Source organism: Bacteroides mucinivorans (assembly GCF_034654355.2).
GTDB classification, from domain to species: domain Bacteria; phylum Bacteroidota; class Bacteroidia; order Bacteroidales; family Bacteroidaceae; genus Bacteroides; species Bacteroides nordii.
The window spans coordinates 2029243-2045821 of the sequence record NZ_CP178179.1; the positions used below are offsets into that span (position 1 = coordinate 2029243).

The window sequence follows — 16579 nt, forward strand, 5'->3', positions numbered from 1 at the left end:
TATGTATATAAAAAAGACTAATGAGTCGCTTTGTACCACGCAGTCTGATATTTTTCAATGGCATAGGGGTTAGTACTTGGATCTGAGATTGTTGTACCGGAGAATGTATTGATTTTAATCTTTCCCTTGTTCATGGTGTAGTAATAATCGGTATGCCTTTTATAGGGAACAGTACGTTCCAGTTGTTCTTCAAATCGTGCCAATAGGCCGACGTCTGTACAGAGTTTCGCTACATAGTCCCCACAGTCGAAAAAGAGGGTGGGGGTATACCCGTCCATTGTCTGTATGGTATATAATGAAGAGGAAGGAAGAGTATATTGGTTATTTATTTCTTTCATTGTAGCAGCTAAATTTTCCAACTCGGAACATACCGTTACTCCGATTGTCCCGCAAGGCATTTCTTCGTAGTTCTTATAGAACTCGTAGAATGCATCACATATACTTTCATAATCGACTTTACCCAACAGATGCGGACCAATCTCAGCATAAGGCATACCGTAAGCCATAATCTCACAAGGGGAAGCAATCAGATAGTCGGTAACTTCTTTCAGATCATAGGCAACTTCTACAGAAGCCATGTAGCAGTCATCAAAGAGAATATACTCCATTTTTATTCCGGCATTTGCAATCCCTTCTGCAAGAGTGGTGGTGTTAGTCTGATATTCAGGACTTAATCCACCGAAATAGCGTGTCATAGGTACGCCTTCATATTCCCAGTGTTTCTTTTGGCCTATACTTCGCGCCTGTGTGGTTGGTACAGGAATCCATCCCATTCCGTGACAACCGATTGTCATGGCATAGCGGTTGGCAGGAGCGAGGGTTTTAACATCATTCAGAATGGAAGTAATGCCTGTGGCCGTAGTGAAAGCGGGGTTATGATAAATTTTCAGAGGTTTGCGTATGCATTTGCCATTATCATATGCCAACTCAAAGAGTACTGCTTCAGTGGGCGAAGTACAGAAGAACACTACAACCCTTTCGTTCTTGAGTATGTTTCGTTGTACTACACTCTCAAAGTCCGATATATTGGTTTCGAAGTAAGATTTAAGATTGCTGGACCATGGAAGATACATGAGTACGGTCTGATCTGTTTTGACAGGCCAATCCTCCTGTTCGCATGATGTAAATGCCAAGGGAATGATTAACAGTATAAGGAGCAAAAAACGTTTCATTACTTTCAGTGGGTAGGTCATTATCTTCTTCTTTTTATAACAATACATTTGTCTTTCAGATACAAACGTAAGAAATATTTCTCTAATAAGGAAAATATAGGGAGGGAATGTGGGTTACTATTCTATTTATTCATTTATATTTGCTGTTCCTATACAAGTTTCCCACAAATCACGAAGTATAAAGAAATGAAAACAGATAAAGAAAAAATGCTGGCAGGTGAACCCTATTTGGCTTTCTGTGACGAGTTGGTAGAAGATCGTGCCCGGGCAAAAGACGTTTTGTTTGAATACAACAATTTGCGTCCGTCGGACATGGAAAGACGTACTGAAATACTGAAGCAATTCTTGGGTGCTACCGGAAAGCAATTGCTGGTCGAACAACCCTTCCGTTGCGATTATGGCTATAATATTCGTGTCGGTGAGAATTTTTATGCCAATATGGGATGTACGATATTAGATGAGGCTTTGGTGACTTTTGGAGATAATGTACTGTTGGCTCCTAATGTGAGTATTTATACGGCAGGACATGCTGTAAATGTGACACGGCGCATAGCCGGTTGGGAGTATGCCTGTCCGGTAGCAATAGGGCATAATGTGTGGATTGGTGGTAATGTAGTGATACTTCCGGGAGTTTCGATTGGCGATAATAGCATAATAGGTGCCGGAAGTGTGGTGACAAAGAATATTCCCGCCAATGCCGTTGCTGTGGGAAATCCCTGTAAAGTGATTCGGGAACTTACCGAAGACGAACTGAAATAAAATACTTTAGATAAAACGGAATATGAAGAAACATTTTTTACTTGCAGCTGGTCTGTTTATGACATTTGCTGTGCAATATCAAACAATTATGGCACAAAGTCTTGAAAAGATGAATTGGTTTAATGAACCTGATAAATGGGAGATACGGGATGCACGTACTGTCTCAATGATAGTCCCTCCGAAAACGGATTATTGGAGAATATCCCATTATGGTTTTACGGTAGATGATGCACCTTTTTACTATGCTCTTTACGGTGGGGAGTTTGAAGCGAAAGTTAAAATAACGGGAAACTATGTGACTACTTTTGACCAAATGGGACTGATGATTCGTGTGGATCATGAGAACTGGATAAAAGCAGGTGTGGAGTATGTGAATGGTAAACAGAATGTGAGTGCTGTGGTGACACATAAAACAAGTGACTGGAGTGTGGTAGAGTTGGATAAAGCTCCTCGTTCTATCTGGATAAAAGCTGTCAGAAAGCTGGATGCCGTAGAAATATTCTTCTCATTGGATGATAAGAAGTATACGATGATGCGTACCTGTTGGTTACAAGATAACTGTCCGGTAATGGTAGGATTAATGGGAGCATGTCCTGATGGTACGGGATTTGAAGCTATCTTTGAAGATTTTCAGGTGAAACAATTGCCTGATACACGTCGGTTGGAATGGGCAAAGAAGCAAAAGTAAAACTTCAATTATGTTTCACCATAGAGAGTAGTACGAAGGAGTAATTGTATCAAAACTGTGTTATGCTTTCATGGGTACACAGGATGGAATGGATGATCCGTTGTCATCTGTTTCATCCTGTGTGCCATAGAAGATACTTTATTTCCGGAGCTTTATTTCCGGCACAAGTATAAATCGAGTGTCCGGGAAGTATTTTTCCATATACTTTCTGATAAAGCTTTGCGTATCCTCTTGTATTGTTTTATCTTCTACTGTGGGATACAGATTATACATCACAGTATCAAGATGGATCCCCCGGTTACGTATGGCTTCAAAGCTGAGTAATGTGTGGTTGATGCTTCCCAACTTGCCGGAGGTAACAAAAATGAGCGGGTAACCCTTTTGGGCTACATAGTCGATAGTCAGCAACTCTTCGGTCAACGGTACCATCAGTCCGCCGGCACCTTCGAGCAGAACGATGTCATAACGGTGGCTGAGTTCGGCGGTGGCTTGTTCCATCTTGTTGAAGTTTATGGGGCGCTTGTCCAATTGCGAGGCAAGATGCGGCGAAGCCGGATAGGAGAAAATCTCCGGCATAGTGAGTCCTTCACGATCTTCTTCGGTGTGAGGAATTCTCATGATACGGCGGTGCAGGTCAATATCTTCGGAATAACCTACATTGCCGGTCTGAATAAATTTCTGGGTAATAGTACGCTTTCCGTTCTTATTGAGTTCGCGGGCCAGGAAACCGGTGGCATAACTCTTTCCGGCATCAGTGTCAATGCCGGATACAAAAAATACATTCTGTTTCATTGTTTCTTCTTTTTTGCGATGATATAAATAGGGTGATAAGTAAGTGTCACGGAGCGGTTGTTACCGGATTGGCGGGGATAGTCCTCGCAGAAACGGTTTAGTTCGCGCCGTGTCCAATGGTGTTTACCGGTACCCGTAACTCCTGTTTCTTTCAGATGATAGAGTACTTGCAGCGGATTGGTGAAGGTACGGGGAAGTACCTCTTCTTCTGCATAAATGATATCGTACATAGGGGCGAGCGAAGCCTTCAGGTCGCGGAGCGAACGGTAGGTAAGTCCGTGACCGGTGGTACTACGTATCTCTTCCATGTTCTTTTGCCCGAAAGTGGTGAAAGCGAAATACCCGTTTCTACTCAGATAGTTCGTACAACGGTGAAAAAAGTGTTCCGGGTTTTCAAACCATTGAAGGGTAGAGCAGGAGGTGATAAGTTCCGTATCTTCGGGAAATGCGAGTGTTTCGGCATCTCCGGCAAGGAAGCCTACGCCCCGATTGAGCAGGTCCTCACAGCAGGTCTGCATGTCGTGGCAGATATCATTCAGGAGAAGTTGCTTCGGTTGCAGAGTATGATAGAGCAGCCGGGAGTAATTGCCTGTGCCGCAACCAAATTCTACCACTTTCCCCAACGGGGTCGGAGGGAGATATTGCTGTAAGAGATGGATCATTTTTTCGGCTATCTGTTGCTGTATATTTGCTTCCCGCGTATAAGTACCGATTGCTTTAGAGAAACGTTCGGCTATCAGATTCTTGTCCATATTCATTTCAGGTATTGCGTAAAGAGTGATTCGTCATAATGAGCTTCGTTACCATGGAGGATGGAAGCGGAAGTCTCTTCCCAGGCAGTATGTTGATTGGCGGGAGGGAAGATACGGTCGTTTTCACCGATGATGGCTTTCTTCCAGGAGAAACCGGCAGGAGGAAGTTCCCGATATTGCCGGGCAATGGTGGCGAGTTCCTCTTTCAGGTCTTCTACTGACCGTTGGGGAGTAATGTGGCGGAAGCTGTCAAAAGCACTTCCATTGGCGCACATCCGGCGCTGGAATTTCCGAAGGGATACTTCGTTCAAACCCTCTAATGTTCCTTCGAAAATGGCGGGAGGAATACCCCGTTTCTCGTCGATAGGGAAGGGGGTACCGTTGATCGCGACACTGCCGTTGACAGGAAGTGTAATGCGTGAGAGTACTTGTGAGGCCGCCCAGACTCCCATAGACCATGCCACAACGTCGATATGGGAGTAACGGGCTGCCGAGGAAGTGTCGAAATCGAGTGTATGATAATCGTAGCAAATCATAAAATCGCTTTCACGGGGTGTATATTGTATGAAAGGGCGTTCATCCATTCCCCAGCCTGCGAAGAACAGGAGAAGGCGATCTTGTTTCTGATTTGTTGACGTATGGATATATTGGTTCATAGGTAGATGCGATACTTAAAATAATGTTGTGTAATATTACTATTGTTGCACTGTTCGGAATACTAAAGTTTATCTCTGTAATGCGCTGATTATTAAAGGGTTTACGGAACGCTTTTCTCCCCGGAGCCGAACAGCCTGCTCCCCGGTGCCGAAGAACCTCTTCCCCGGAGCCGGGCTACCTCCTCCCCGGAGCCGGGCAAGGCGTACGGCTTGGGGAGAAAACTGTATGTAAAATAATGCGATTCTGTTTGAGGTGGATTCCATATCGTTTAAACTTATATATTCAGACAAAACGGGAGTAACAGTTGGCATCTTAGCATCTTCTTTTTGAGGAAAATTTAAACAGGCTTTTCGTCTTTTGATATTTCATTTATTAATTTCTCCATTTCACTTTCCCTGATCTCTGCCGTCAGCGAGAATCGGATACGTGAGGTACCTTCCGGTACCGTAGGTGGGCGTACGGGCAAAGCATAGAATCCTTTGCGTTGTAGTTCTTCCGCCTTCCGGATGGCCACACAGCTTTCTCCTGTTATCAACGGCACGATGTGGCTGGTTGAAGGGCAGTCATATCCTTTGTTTTTCAGGGCTTCCCTGAGTTGGTTACTAAGGAACCGCAGAGTTTCACGTCTTTGCCGGAAGCCTGCCAGACGTTCCAGCATGAAGGAGGTCCACTGTACTGTCACTGGAGGCAATGCCGTGGTGAAGATGAAAGTACGCATCTTGTTAATAAGGTATTCCCGTATTACTTTCCGGCAGACGATATAGGCTCCTGCCGAAGCTAACGCCTTACCGAATGTACCTACCAGAAAGTCGATATCGTTGATGCAATCCTGCTCTTCTGCACATCCCAGTCCTCTCTGTCCGCGTACTCCGAAGGCATGAGCCTCATCTACATACAACAGTACATTGGGATATTGTTTTTTCAAACGAACCAGTTCCCGGAGATCGGCTTCGTCACCATCCATACTAAAGATACTTTCGGTGACGACGATAATGCGTTCGTATTCCGAATGATTCACTTGCAACAGACGTTCCAACTGGTTGTATTCATTGTGACGGTACCGGATACATTTTGCTGCCGATAGGCGTATGCCGTCTATCAGGCTGGCATGTACCAGTTTGTCTGCCAGGATGAGCGTGTGTGTATTGCTCACTGCCGGCAGAATACCTGTATTGGCATGATATCCGCTGTTGAATGTCAATGCCGCTTCGGTACCAAAGTCATCGGCAAGTTGCTGCTCCAACCGATCATAAATACTGAAGTTCCCCGTCAGCAGACGTGAAGAGGAGGAGGTAGGCAAAAAAGTCTCCGTGGTCAGGGTTTCCCGGAACTCCTGGCGCAGTTTTCTATCGTTTGCCAATCCTAAATAGTCGTTTGAAGAGAGATTCAGCATCCGCTGCCCGTCTACAATAACATTTCTGCCTTTGTGTGTAATGGCAGGAAGCTTTCGTAGATTGCTTTTCTCTTTCAGTTCCTGCAACTCTTGTTGCATCTGTTCGATGGTGGTCATAATTCTTTAATTTATTAATTAGTAGTTAAGTAGTCAAGTAGTTAAGTAGTAAGTAGAATACATTAGACGAGTCATTTCTACTTGACTACTTAACTACTTGACTACTTACTACTTAACTACTAATCTGCTCATTATTTTGATAACTCCACTCGTAAGTTTACTTAATTGTTCCGGCGTGATGATAAACGGGGGCATGAGGTATACTAATTTTCCGAAAGGACGTACCCAGATACCCTCTTCAACAAAACTCCGTTGCATGTACGCCATGTCTACCGGCTGATGTGTTTCAATAACCCCGATAGCACCCAATACCCGTACATCTGCTACGGTCGGAAGTGAACGTGCCGGAGCCAGTTCTCGCTTCAGTTGCTCTTCGATACGGTATACATTTTCCTGCCAACCGGACTCTAATAACAGGCGTACCGAAGCACAAGCTACGGCACAAGCCAGCGGATTCCCCATAAACGTAGGGCCGTGCATAAAAGCTCCCGGTGCATGATTGGAAATCATATCTGCCACTTCATTGGTTGCCAATACGGCAGACAGTGTCATATATCCTCCGGTCAGTGCCTTGCCGATGCACATGATATCCGGTTCTACTCCGGCATGTTCCCAGGCAAAGAGCTTTCCTGTACGTCCGAAGCCGGTAGCTATTTCATCAAAGATAAGTAACAGATTGTGCTCACGGCAAAGTTTAGCTGCCTCCTGTAAATACCGGGGATGGTAAAACCACATACCGCCTGCCCCCTGTACAATCGGTTCGAGGATAAGTGCGGCGAGCTCGTCGGAACGTGTTTCTATCAGTTCTTTCAGAGGGAGAATATCTTCCGGATTCCACTCGCCATCAAAACGTGAGGTGGGTTGAGGTACAAAATAACGTACCGGCAGTGCTGATCCGAACAGCGAGTGCATCCCTGTTACGGGGTCACAAACAGACATTGCATTCCATGTATCACCATGATATCCGCTGCGTATGGTAACGAAATTATTCTTTTCTGCCTTCCCGGCGGCATACCAGTATTGCACGGCCATTTTCAGTGCTACTTCTACTGCCACCGATCCGGAGTCTGCATAGAATATCTTCTGCATCGAAGGAGGAACCAGAGGGAGCAACAGCTTTCCCAATTCAATGGCCGGATCGTGTGTCAGTCCGCCAAACATTACGTGCGACATTTTCTCCAACTGCTCCCGTACTGCTTCATTCAATACCGGATGATTGTATCCATGTACCGCACACCACCACGACGACATTCCTTCTACAAGCACCCGCCCGTCACTCAGCGTAATCGTAGCCCCTTCTGCCCGTTCTACCTTATATACCGGCAATGGATTCGTGGTCGAAGTATAAGGATGCCACAAATGTTCCCGATCGAACTCATCCTCCCTCTCTTTCCTTCTCCCTTCTCCCATCTCCCTTCTCCCTTCTTTTATCTCGTATCCTGCTGCACAAATCATCTGCTTGTCTTCCGAAACTTTTGAGCCGAGTGTAGTTAGTAGATCTCCCACGATAGCCGAGTTGATGCCGATATGTAAAGCCCGTTTCATAGTTTCCGGAGAGAGTTGTGAACGTCCTCCGGCAAAGCGCAGATAGGCTGTCGGGTTGATAAAACGGAAAAGTGCAATAGCGGTCAATACCTCTTCTTCTGTCAGCGGTGTTGCGTGTTCCAGTGGGGTACCAGGGATCGGGCTGAGTAGGTTGATCGGGATGGACTGTACCCCAAGTTCCCGGAGGGTGAAAGCAAATTCAATACGCTGTTCCAGTGTCTCTCCCATACCGATAATGCCGCCGCAGCAGATATCCATACCTACCCGGCGTGCAGCATTGAGTGTAGCCAGTTTCTGCTCTTGCGTATGCGTAGAGCAAAGTTTCGGAAAATAGGAAGGCGCTGTTTCCAGGTTACAGTGATAACGGGTGATACCTGCGTCGTAGAGTACCTGTAATTCATCTTCTTCGAGGAGCCCTAAGGAGGCGCATAGCTGAATGGAAGTATGCCTGCGCATGTAGCGGGTGGAATCACGGAGTTGAATAAGTTGTTTCGGGGAGGGTTTTCGTCCGCTGGTGACGAGTGAGAACCGGGCTATGCCCTGTGCTTCGTTGTATTGTGCCTGTCGGAGGCATTCATCTTTACTGACGAGGTCGTAGACCTCAGCTTTTGTCTGGTAATGGGAGGATTGTGCACACCATTTACAGTTTTCCGGGCAACGTCCGGACTTGGCATTAATGATGGAACACATGTCGAATTCGCGCTGTGCACGGGCGACGGTAATCTCATGGGCAGCCGCATATAGCGCTTCCCTGTCGGCTGTATTAGCCAGCCAGGCCGCTTGTTCGGGCGTGATATCAACGCCTTGCAGCACCTGGTCTTTAAGTTCTTCAAGTGTCATAAATGTATGATAAGGGATAGTTTGAGCAGCTTTCTGCTTGGCGAGCGAACGTTCCGTCACATTGAGATGCAACTGTCCGATGGTTACCTGGTGTCCCAGGCTGGCAAAGGCAGCATATCCCTTCCGGCTCCAACAGCGGAAACGGATGGCAGGTCTATGGATCAGACGGTTCGTTTTCATTCTTTTCTCAGGTTTTGAACAGGGCAAATGTACAAAGAAATTTTGAGTATGTGAACATAAAGACCTATCTTTGCGTACTACTAATGTCATACTTAGAATAATAGCCTTATGATTGATTTAAGCCGTAAACTCCCCATCGGGATACAGACTTTCGAGAAGTTGCGTAAAGAGGGATATCTCTATGTGGATAAGACTGCGCTTGTCTGGCAGATGGTAAGTACCAGTACTCCTTATTTTCTGAGTCGTCCCCGTCGCTTCGGGAAAAGTTTGCTGCTGTCTACTTTTGAGGCTTATTTTGAGGGAAAGAAAGAACTTTTCGAGGGGTTGGCTATCGAAGATTTGGAGAAAGAGTGGGTCACCTACCCTGTGCTGCACCTCGACTTGAACGCCGAGAAGTATGATACTCCCGAAAGACTGAACAGCATTCTCAGTAACCACTTAACTCAATGGGAACTGAAATACGGAAAAGGAGTTGACGAAACTACCCTGTCGAGCCGTTTCATGGGAGTTATTAGACGTGCTTCCGAATTAACCGGGCGCAATGTCGTTGTCCTGATAGACGAATACGACAAGCCCTTGCTTCAGGCCATGCAGAATGAGGCTTTGCTGGATGAGTATCGCACGACCCTGAAAGCTTTTTATGGCGTACTGAAAAGCTCCGATCGTTACCTACGTTTCGCTTTCCTTACCGGAGTGACCAAATTTGCCCAGGTAAGTGTATTCAGTGATTTGAACCAATTGCAGGATATCAGCCTGTGGTATGACTATGCTACTGTTTGTGGTATTACCCGGGATGAGTTAATTTCGACTTTCCATCCTGAGCTGGAAGTGCTGGGCAGAGTTAACGATACCACTTATGAAGAAACGGTGGATGAGATGACCCGGATGTATGATGGTTATCATTTTCATCCTGCGGGAGAGGGCGTTTTCAATCCGTTTAGTGTACTCAATGCGCTGAAAGCAAAAGAATTTAATGATTATTGGTTCCAGACCGGGACACCGACTTTTCTCGTTGAACTGCTTAAAAAGAGTGACTACGATCTTCGCATTTTGATTGATGGCGTGGAAGCATCTTCTACCGCTTTTACCGAATATCGGGTAGAGGCACGTAATCCCATCCCGTTAATCTACCAGAGTGGATATCTCACGATAAAAGAGTATGATAAGCGTTTCAAGATGTATCGTTTGGCTTTTCCGAATGATGAAGTGAAGTACGGTTTTATGAATTTCATATTGCCTTTCTATACACCAATACCGGACGGAGAACGACGTTTCTACATTGGCAAGTTCATCAAGGAACTACAGGCAGGTGATGTAGCAGCTTTCCTCACTCGTCTTCAATCGTTTTTTGCCGATTTCCCTTATGAGCTGAACGAAAACAAAGAACGCCATTATCAGGTTGTGTTTTATCTGGTGTTCAAGTTGATGGGGCAGTTCACCGAGGCAGAAGTGCGTAGTGCCCGTGGAAGGGCGGATGCTGTGGTAAAGACTCCCGATCAGATTTATGTCTTTGAGTTTAAGCTGAATGGCACAGCAGAACAAGCCTTACAGCAGATTGATGACAGGGGCTATCTGATACCTTATCTGGCGGATGGACGTGAAATAGTGAAGGTGGGAGTAGAGTTCAGTGCCGAAACACGAAATATCAGTCGTTGGCTGGTGGAGTAGTTGTTGTCAGATTATTACTTAGTGCTTTTTCCTGTATTGCTTCTTCAGATAAAAATTGAATCCTGCATATACCTGCAGTGTACCAAAGCCATTGTTTAGTGAGAAATTATTCCGGTAGTAATCATAGGTTCTGCCCACAAAGGAGGTCCCGGCAAAATATTTGCTGTTGTTGTAAACTACCCCTGCACGCAGTATGAAATCTATGTTGAAGTTTTGGTACCAGTCGTTTGTTTCTGTTTGTACTTTTTCAATCCGTGAGGTTTTGTAGGCTATGGCAGGTGTCAGTGAGAGGCAGGCGAGCCAGTTGCGTGCAAACACCCAGTTGTAGGCATAACCGAGAGTGAGACTGATATTTGTGTATTTGATGTGTTCCACTCTCATGTCTTCATTCAGGCTTTCCTGAATAGTTTGCGGCAATTTGGTAGGATCGAAGTTCAGATGATGTGTTGAGATAGAGAACCCTGCAATCATCGATCCGGCACTGCGCCTTTGGTTAGTGCTTTGGCTGAAAGCTGCCGGATAGGAAAAGCGGCGATAGTTGAATACGTAAAATGCATTCAGCCCTTTTATATCTACTTTCAATCCATCAAAACTTTCGGAATAATTATCGGGCATGTCATCAAAACCGTCCGCTTTGTGTATCCGGTAGTCGTTACCGGTGCGTCGATAGAAAATATCCACCCCTAATTTGGAACTGTAAAGACTTAAATCAAACTCCGTTCCTTTTCTTTTTCCTTTCTGTTTGCCATAAAGCCCGTCGGTGTCTATAGACCATCCCAGGAATATCCAGCGCCAACCGAAGTAGGGACCTATCTTATTGCGGGGGTTAGGAGAGAACCGTAACCGTTGTGATTGGGGAGTACTACTGCTTAAACTATAATATTCGTAGTTGGTGAAGTGGTCCAGCATCAGTGCATAGTTGTAACGGTTGGGGCTGATATAAGTAGTATCGATATCACTGGGGTTGAACAGATAGTTGAAAGCTCTTATAAATCCGTTGGGACGTTTGGTTGTCTTCACACTGTCCGGCATGACGATGTTGCTCTCTTCATTCTGAGCGAACAAAGAGAGAGGCAATATCACCAACAGACAAATTACAAGTTGTTTCATACTATTTTAATAAGTAGTTAGAATTTAGTAGTAAGTAGTTAGAATCCTTTCGGAATGACAACGCTGATATGCTGCATAGATTCTAACTACTGACTACTAACTACTAGCTACTGACTACTAACCTCATCATTCGCGAAATTAATACTTCCTTCCCGTTTGTGCAATCTTCCTTTAAATTTTGTTTCGTATCTTAAACAAAACAAGGCCATGTAATGTTAGATACCTCACGTAAATAAATCCTAAACCACAAGAAAATATGAGAATCAATCTACGTCTATTAGTAGCGTTTCTGGTCTTTGTTGTATCTGTATCGTTGCAGGCGGCCATACAACAGGAGAAACGTGTTTCGGGCACCGTAATATCCGACGGAGAACCATTACCCGGTGTTTCCGTACAGGTAAAAGGTGCCACTACCGGTACCATTACCGATATCGATGGAAAATATTCTATATCTGCCCCTGCCGATGGGATACTTGTTTTCCGCTTTGTAGGGTTAAAGACGGCAGAGAAGCCTGTGAACGGACGGAGTACCATTGATGTTACTCTTGAATCCGACAGTAAGGAACTGGACGAGGTCATGGTAGTAGCTTATGCCACAGCCAAAAAATATAGCTTTACCGGAGCCGCTTCTACTGTAAAAGGAGATGAGATAGCCAAACTACAGGTAGCCAGTGTTTCGCGTGCTCTTGAAGGTACTGTTTCCGGTGTGCAGGCAAGTGCTTCCAGCGGGCAACCCGGTACGGATGCCGAGATACGTATCCGTGGTATCGGGTCTATCAATGCTTCCAGTGCACCGCTCTATGTAGTGGATGGTGTGCCTTTTGATGGTTCCGTCAACGCTATCAATCCGGATGATATTGCCTCCATGACAGTGCTGAAAGATGCTGCTTCGGCTGCTCTTTACGGTTCGCGTGGTGCCAATGGAGTCATTATTATCACCACTAAACAGGGACAAACAGACTCTAAAACAACCGTCAATGTAAAAGCCTCCTTCGGTGGTTCCAATCGTGCCGTACGTGATTATGACCGTATAGGCACAAATGATTATTTCCAACTCTATTGGGAAGCCTTGCGCAATCAATATGCCAAGGATACGCAGAACTATACTCCTGCTACAGCCGCCGCACAGGCGTCAAAAGATCTGGTAACCAAACTTATGGGAGACGGTCCCAACCCTTATGGACCCAATTATTCACAACCTGTAGGCACGGATGGCAAACTTGTAGACGGTGCTACCCCTCTGTGGGATTTTGATTGGAGTGATGCTATGGAACAGCAAGCTTTGCGTACGGAGCTTAACCTCAATGTATCCGGAGGCGGACAGAAGAATCAGTATTTCTTTTCCGCCGGTTATCTGAATGATAAGGGTATTGCGCTTGAATCCGGATATCAGCGTTTCAACCTGCGTTCCAACATCACCAGTGAAATGACCTCCTGGCTGAAGGGTGGTGTTAACATGAGCTTTGCGCATTCCATGCAGAACTATCCGGTATCTTCGGATACGAAGACCAGTAATGTGATCAATGCAGGACGTACGATGCCCGGTTTCTATCCCATCTACGAGGTAAACCCCAATGATGGAAGTATCATTTATAAGGATGGAAGTCCTGTTCCTGATTTCGGGCCCTATCGTCCTTCCGGTTCTATGGCAAACTGGAACCTGCCCGCTACTCTTCCGCTCGATAAGTCCGAACGGATGAAAGATGAGTTTTCGGGACGTACTTTTCTGGAAGTTACCTTTATTCCCGGTTTGAAGTTCAAGACGAGTTTTAATTTCGACCTTATCAATTACAATTCTCTCGATTTCACAAATTCCCTTATCGGTCCTTCGGTCACTACCGGAGGTGGCTCAAGTCGTGTCAACACCCGTACCTTCTCCTGGACGTGGAACAATATTGCAACTTATGATAAGACGATTGGTGAGCACCACTTCAATATACTTGTTGGACAGGAAGCTTATTCCTACCGTTATGATGAACTTTCTGCTTCCCGTACGAAAATGGCGTTACCTAATATGCCCGAACTGGTAGTTGGTTCGCAACTCACCGGAGGTTCCGGTTACCGGATTGATTATGCATTGGTGGGTTATTTCTCTCAGTTCCTGTATGATTACCAGGACAAATACTTCTTTTCTGCCTCTTACCGCCGTGACGGTTCTTCCCGTTTTGCACCGGAGACCCGCTGGGGTAATTTCTGGTCGGTAGGAGCTTCCTGGCGTATCGATCGTGAAGACTTCATGGTTTCTACTTCCGATTGGCTTTCGGCTTTGACTTTAAAAGCCAGTTACGGAGCACAGGGAAATGATAACTTAGGTACTTACTATGCCAGCAAAGGACTTTATGCCATTGTATCCAACCTGGGGGAGAATGCACTTGTATCCGACCGCATTGCCACTCCGAAGCTGAAGTGGGAAACCAATCTCAACTTCAATGTGGGTGTGGATTTCTCTTTATGGAACAACCGTGTATCCGGTTCGTTTGATTTCTTCCAACGCCGTTCCAAAGACTTGCTCTATTCACGTCCTGTAGCTCCTTCTATGGGATATAGTTCGGTTGATGAAAATGTGGGGGCACTGAAAAATACCGGTATCGAACTGACGCTGAATGGTACGGTGATCCATACAAAGGATTTCATGTGGAAACTTGGTTTCAACCTGACACATTACAAGAACGTAGTCACCGAACTACCTTTGAAAGACATGCCTCCGGTAGGGGTGAACAAGCTAAAAGAGGGGCGTTCCGTCTATGATTTCTATACGAAGGAATGGGCTGGGGTAGACCCGGAAAACGGAGATCCGTTGTGGTATATGGATATACTCGATAAGGATGAAAATGTGATAGGTCGCGGTACAACCAATGTGTATAAAGATGCTACTGATTATTATGTCAACAAGTCATCTTTGCCCAAGATATATGGTGGTTTCAATACAGCGTTTTCTTATAAGGGCATCGAGCTTTCGGCGATCTTTGCCTATAGCGTAGGTGGGTATATCATGAATCGTGATATCACTATGATTCTGCATAATGGTAGTGCCGAAGGGCGTTCATGGTCAAAAGAGATATTGGATCGCTGGACACCGGAGAATCGGTATACGGATGTTCCGGCATTGGGTACTACTTCCAATAACTGGACTTCCTACTCTACACGTTTCTTGCAGAACAATTCCTACATGAGGCTGAAGAACCTTACCCTCTCTTACACATTGCCGAAACAGCTCGTCAACCGGGCGTCGTTGAGTAATGTACAGGTTTTCGTACAAAGTGATAACTTGTTTACTATTCATCGTAATCAGGGGCTCGATCCGGAACAAGGCATTACCGGACTGACCTATTATCGTTATCCTGCAATGAGAACTTTCTCGGGAGGAGTGAATGTGACGTTTTAGGATTCTAACTCCCAATTCCTAACTACTAATTAATTTATGGTTTATGAAAAAATATATCTATCCTTATATTGCTTTCCTGCTTTTATTGGCGGGATGTAGTGGTGACTTTCTTGATAAAGAACCCACGGACTCTGTTAGTTCCGATGAGGTTAGTGTACCCGGTAATGCCGAACGATTGTTTAATGGTGCCTGGTATAATCTGTTTGAGTATGGCACAACCTATGCCAATATTGGTTATCGTGCTCTTCAGTGCCAGGACGATATGATGGCGGATGATGTCGTTTCCCGCCCTGCTTATGGGTTTAATTCATCTTATCAGTTCAATGATATAGCAATACCGAACAATAGCCGAACCTCTTTTGCCTGGTATCTCATTTATAAAACGATTGATAACTGTAATACCGCCATTGCTATTGATGGTGATTCGGAAGAATTTTTTCAGGCAAAAGGACAGGCACTTGCTTTGCGGGCGTTTTGTTACCTTCATCTGGCGCAACACTATCAGTTCACTTACCTGAAAGATCCCACTGCTCCCTGTGTACCTATCTATACAGAGCCCACTACAAGTGAAACGGTGCCTAAAGCGAAATCTACTGTAGCCCAGGTGTATCAGCGCGTTTTTGATGATCTTAACCTGGCACAAAGTTATTTGAAGAACTATACCCGTAAAGGGGATGGGCAGAAATTCAAGCCGAATACCAATGTTGTCAATGGACTGCTTGCCCGTGCCTATCTGTTGACCGGACAATGGGAGGAGGCTGCAAAGGCAGCCGCCGCTGCCCGCCAGGGATATTCGCTGATGACAACGACTGCCGAATACGAAGGATTCAACAATGTATCTAATAAAGAATGGATCTGGGGACATCCGCAGACACTTGCCCAATCCGATGCTTCCTATAACTTTTATTACCTGGACGCAACCTATGTAGGTGCTTACAGTAGTTTCATGGCCGATCCTCATTTCAGGGATACATTCTCCGAAGGAGATATTCGTTTGGGATTATTCCAGTGGATGCGTGAGGGATATCTGGGTTATAAAAAGTTCCATATGCGTGCAGATGATACTGCCGATATCGTGTTGATGCGTGCCTCCGAGATGCTTCTGATAGAGGCTGAGGCCCTTGCCCGTGAAGGTTTCCCGGAGAAAGCAGTAATACCATTAAATGAATTGCGCCATGCCCGCGGATTGGGTGACTATGACTTAACAGGTAAATCACAGGACGATGTTGTCAATGAGATCCTGATGGAGCGTCGTCGTGAACTTTGGGGAGAGGGTTTCGGTATTACAGACATCTTGCGTACACAACAGTCTGTGAAGCGTGTTGCACTTTCTGTCGAAGAGCAGGCGCAGCAAGTAGATGCCTGGCAGGAAGGAGGAGGATTTGCCAAACGCACTCCGTTAGGGCATTGGTTCCTTACATTCTCCGGAGGAGATGCATTTGTACCCAACAGTATCAACTATCTGTATGCTATCCCGAAAGCTGAGATCGATGCCAATCCGAATTTGTAGGCTTTCGGGTG

General features: G+C 45.5%; 12 protein-coding genes. 5 read left to right on the plus strand and 7 right to left on the minus strand.

Features of this window, described 5'->3' with window-relative positions:
• Positions 1-17: 17 nt before the first annotated feature.
• Positions 18-1193: a clostripain-related cysteine peptidase gene (locus tag VCM39_RS07225; protein WP_322933498.1), complete on the minus strand. Its 1176-nt coding sequence runs from the start codon at positions 1191-1193 to the stop codon at positions 18-20.
• 165 nt (positions 1194-1358) lie between these two features.
• On the opposite strand from VCM39_RS07225, the gene VCM39_RS07230 reads away from it, so the two are divergent.
• Together VCM39_RS07230 and VCM39_RS07235 are read left to right on the plus strand one after the other, a co-directional pair.
• A complete protein-coding gene (locus VCM39_RS07230) occupies positions 1359-1931 on the plus strand; it encodes a sugar O-acetyltransferase (protein WP_322933497.1) in 573 nt (190 codons plus the stop codon).
• Between the two features lie 58 nt (positions 1932-1989).
• Positions 1990-2619, plus strand: coding sequence for a DUF1349 domain-containing protein (locus tag VCM39_RS07235; RefSeq protein WP_370866281.1), 630 nt, complete (start codon positions 1990-1992; stop codon positions 2617-2619).
• Between the two features lie 138 nt (positions 2620-2757).
• Here the strand turns inward: VCM39_RS07235 and bioD are convergent, their stop codons facing one another.
• From bioD to bioA, 5 genes are all read right to left on the minus strand, one after another.
• On the minus strand, positions 2758-3411 hold the full coding sequence (gene bioD, locus VCM39_RS07240; RefSeq protein ID WP_322933496.1) for a dethiobiotin synthase: 654 nt from the start codon (positions 3409-3411) through the stop codon (positions 2758-2760).
• Positions 3408-4163: a malonyl-ACP O-methyltransferase BioC gene (gene bioC, locus VCM39_RS07245; RefSeq protein WP_196811948.1), complete on the minus strand. Its 756-nt coding sequence runs from the start codon at positions 4161-4163 to the stop codon at positions 3408-3410. The genes bioD and bioC overlap by 4 nt, the downstream gene beginning before the upstream one ends.
• 2 nt (positions 4164-4165) lie before the next feature.
• Positions 4166-4819: a DUF452 family protein gene (locus tag VCM39_RS07250; RefSeq protein WP_322933495.1), complete on the minus strand. Its 654-nt coding sequence runs from the start codon at positions 4817-4819 to the stop codon at positions 4166-4168.
• Between the two features lie 338 nt (positions 4820-5157).
• The gene (locus tag VCM39_RS07255; protein ID WP_234130226.1) at positions 5158-6330 is read right to left on the minus strand and encodes an 8-amino-7-oxononanoate synthase; all 1173 of its coding nucleotides are present in this window, start codon (positions 6328-6330) and stop codon (positions 5158-5160) included.
• 108 nt (positions 6331-6438) lie between these two features.
• A complete protein-coding gene (bioA, locus tag VCM39_RS07260; protein ID WP_322933493.1) occupies positions 6439-8895 on the minus strand; it encodes an adenosylmethionine--8-amino-7-oxononanoate transaminase in 2457 nt (818 codons plus the stop codon).
• A gap of 108 nt (positions 8896-9003) precedes the next feature.
• Here bioA and VCM39_RS07265 point away from each other — a divergent pair, with 108 nt between their 5' ends.
• Positions 9004-10563 carry an ATP-binding protein gene (locus VCM39_RS07265; RefSeq protein ID WP_322933492.1) on the plus strand — a complete coding sequence of 520 codons (1560 nt, stop codon included), beginning with the start codon at positions 9004-9006 and terminating at the stop codon, positions 10561-10563.
• Positions 10564-10581: 18 nt separating this feature from the next.
• Here VCM39_RS07265 and VCM39_RS07270 read toward each other — a convergent pair whose 3' ends face one another.
• Positions 10582-11673, minus strand: coding sequence for a DUF4421 domain-containing protein (locus VCM39_RS07270; protein WP_289292671.1), 1092 nt, complete (start codon positions 11671-11673; stop codon positions 10582-10584).
• Positions 11674-11929: 256 nt separating this feature from the next.
• Between VCM39_RS07270 and VCM39_RS07275 the strand changes: the two genes are divergently transcribed.
• Together VCM39_RS07275 and VCM39_RS07280 are read left to right on the plus strand one after the other, a co-directional pair.
• On the plus strand, positions 11930-15058 hold the full coding sequence (locus VCM39_RS07275; RefSeq protein WP_322933491.1) for a TonB-dependent receptor: 3129 nt from the start codon (positions 11930-11932) through the stop codon (positions 15056-15058).
• A gap of 43 nt (positions 15059-15101) precedes the next feature.
• Positions 15102-16568, plus strand: a complete 1467-nt coding sequence (locus tag VCM39_RS07280; RefSeq protein WP_322933490.1) for a RagB/SusD family nutrient uptake outer membrane protein — start codon at positions 15102-15104, stop codon at positions 16566-16568.
• Positions 16569-16579: the final 11 nt, after the last annotated feature.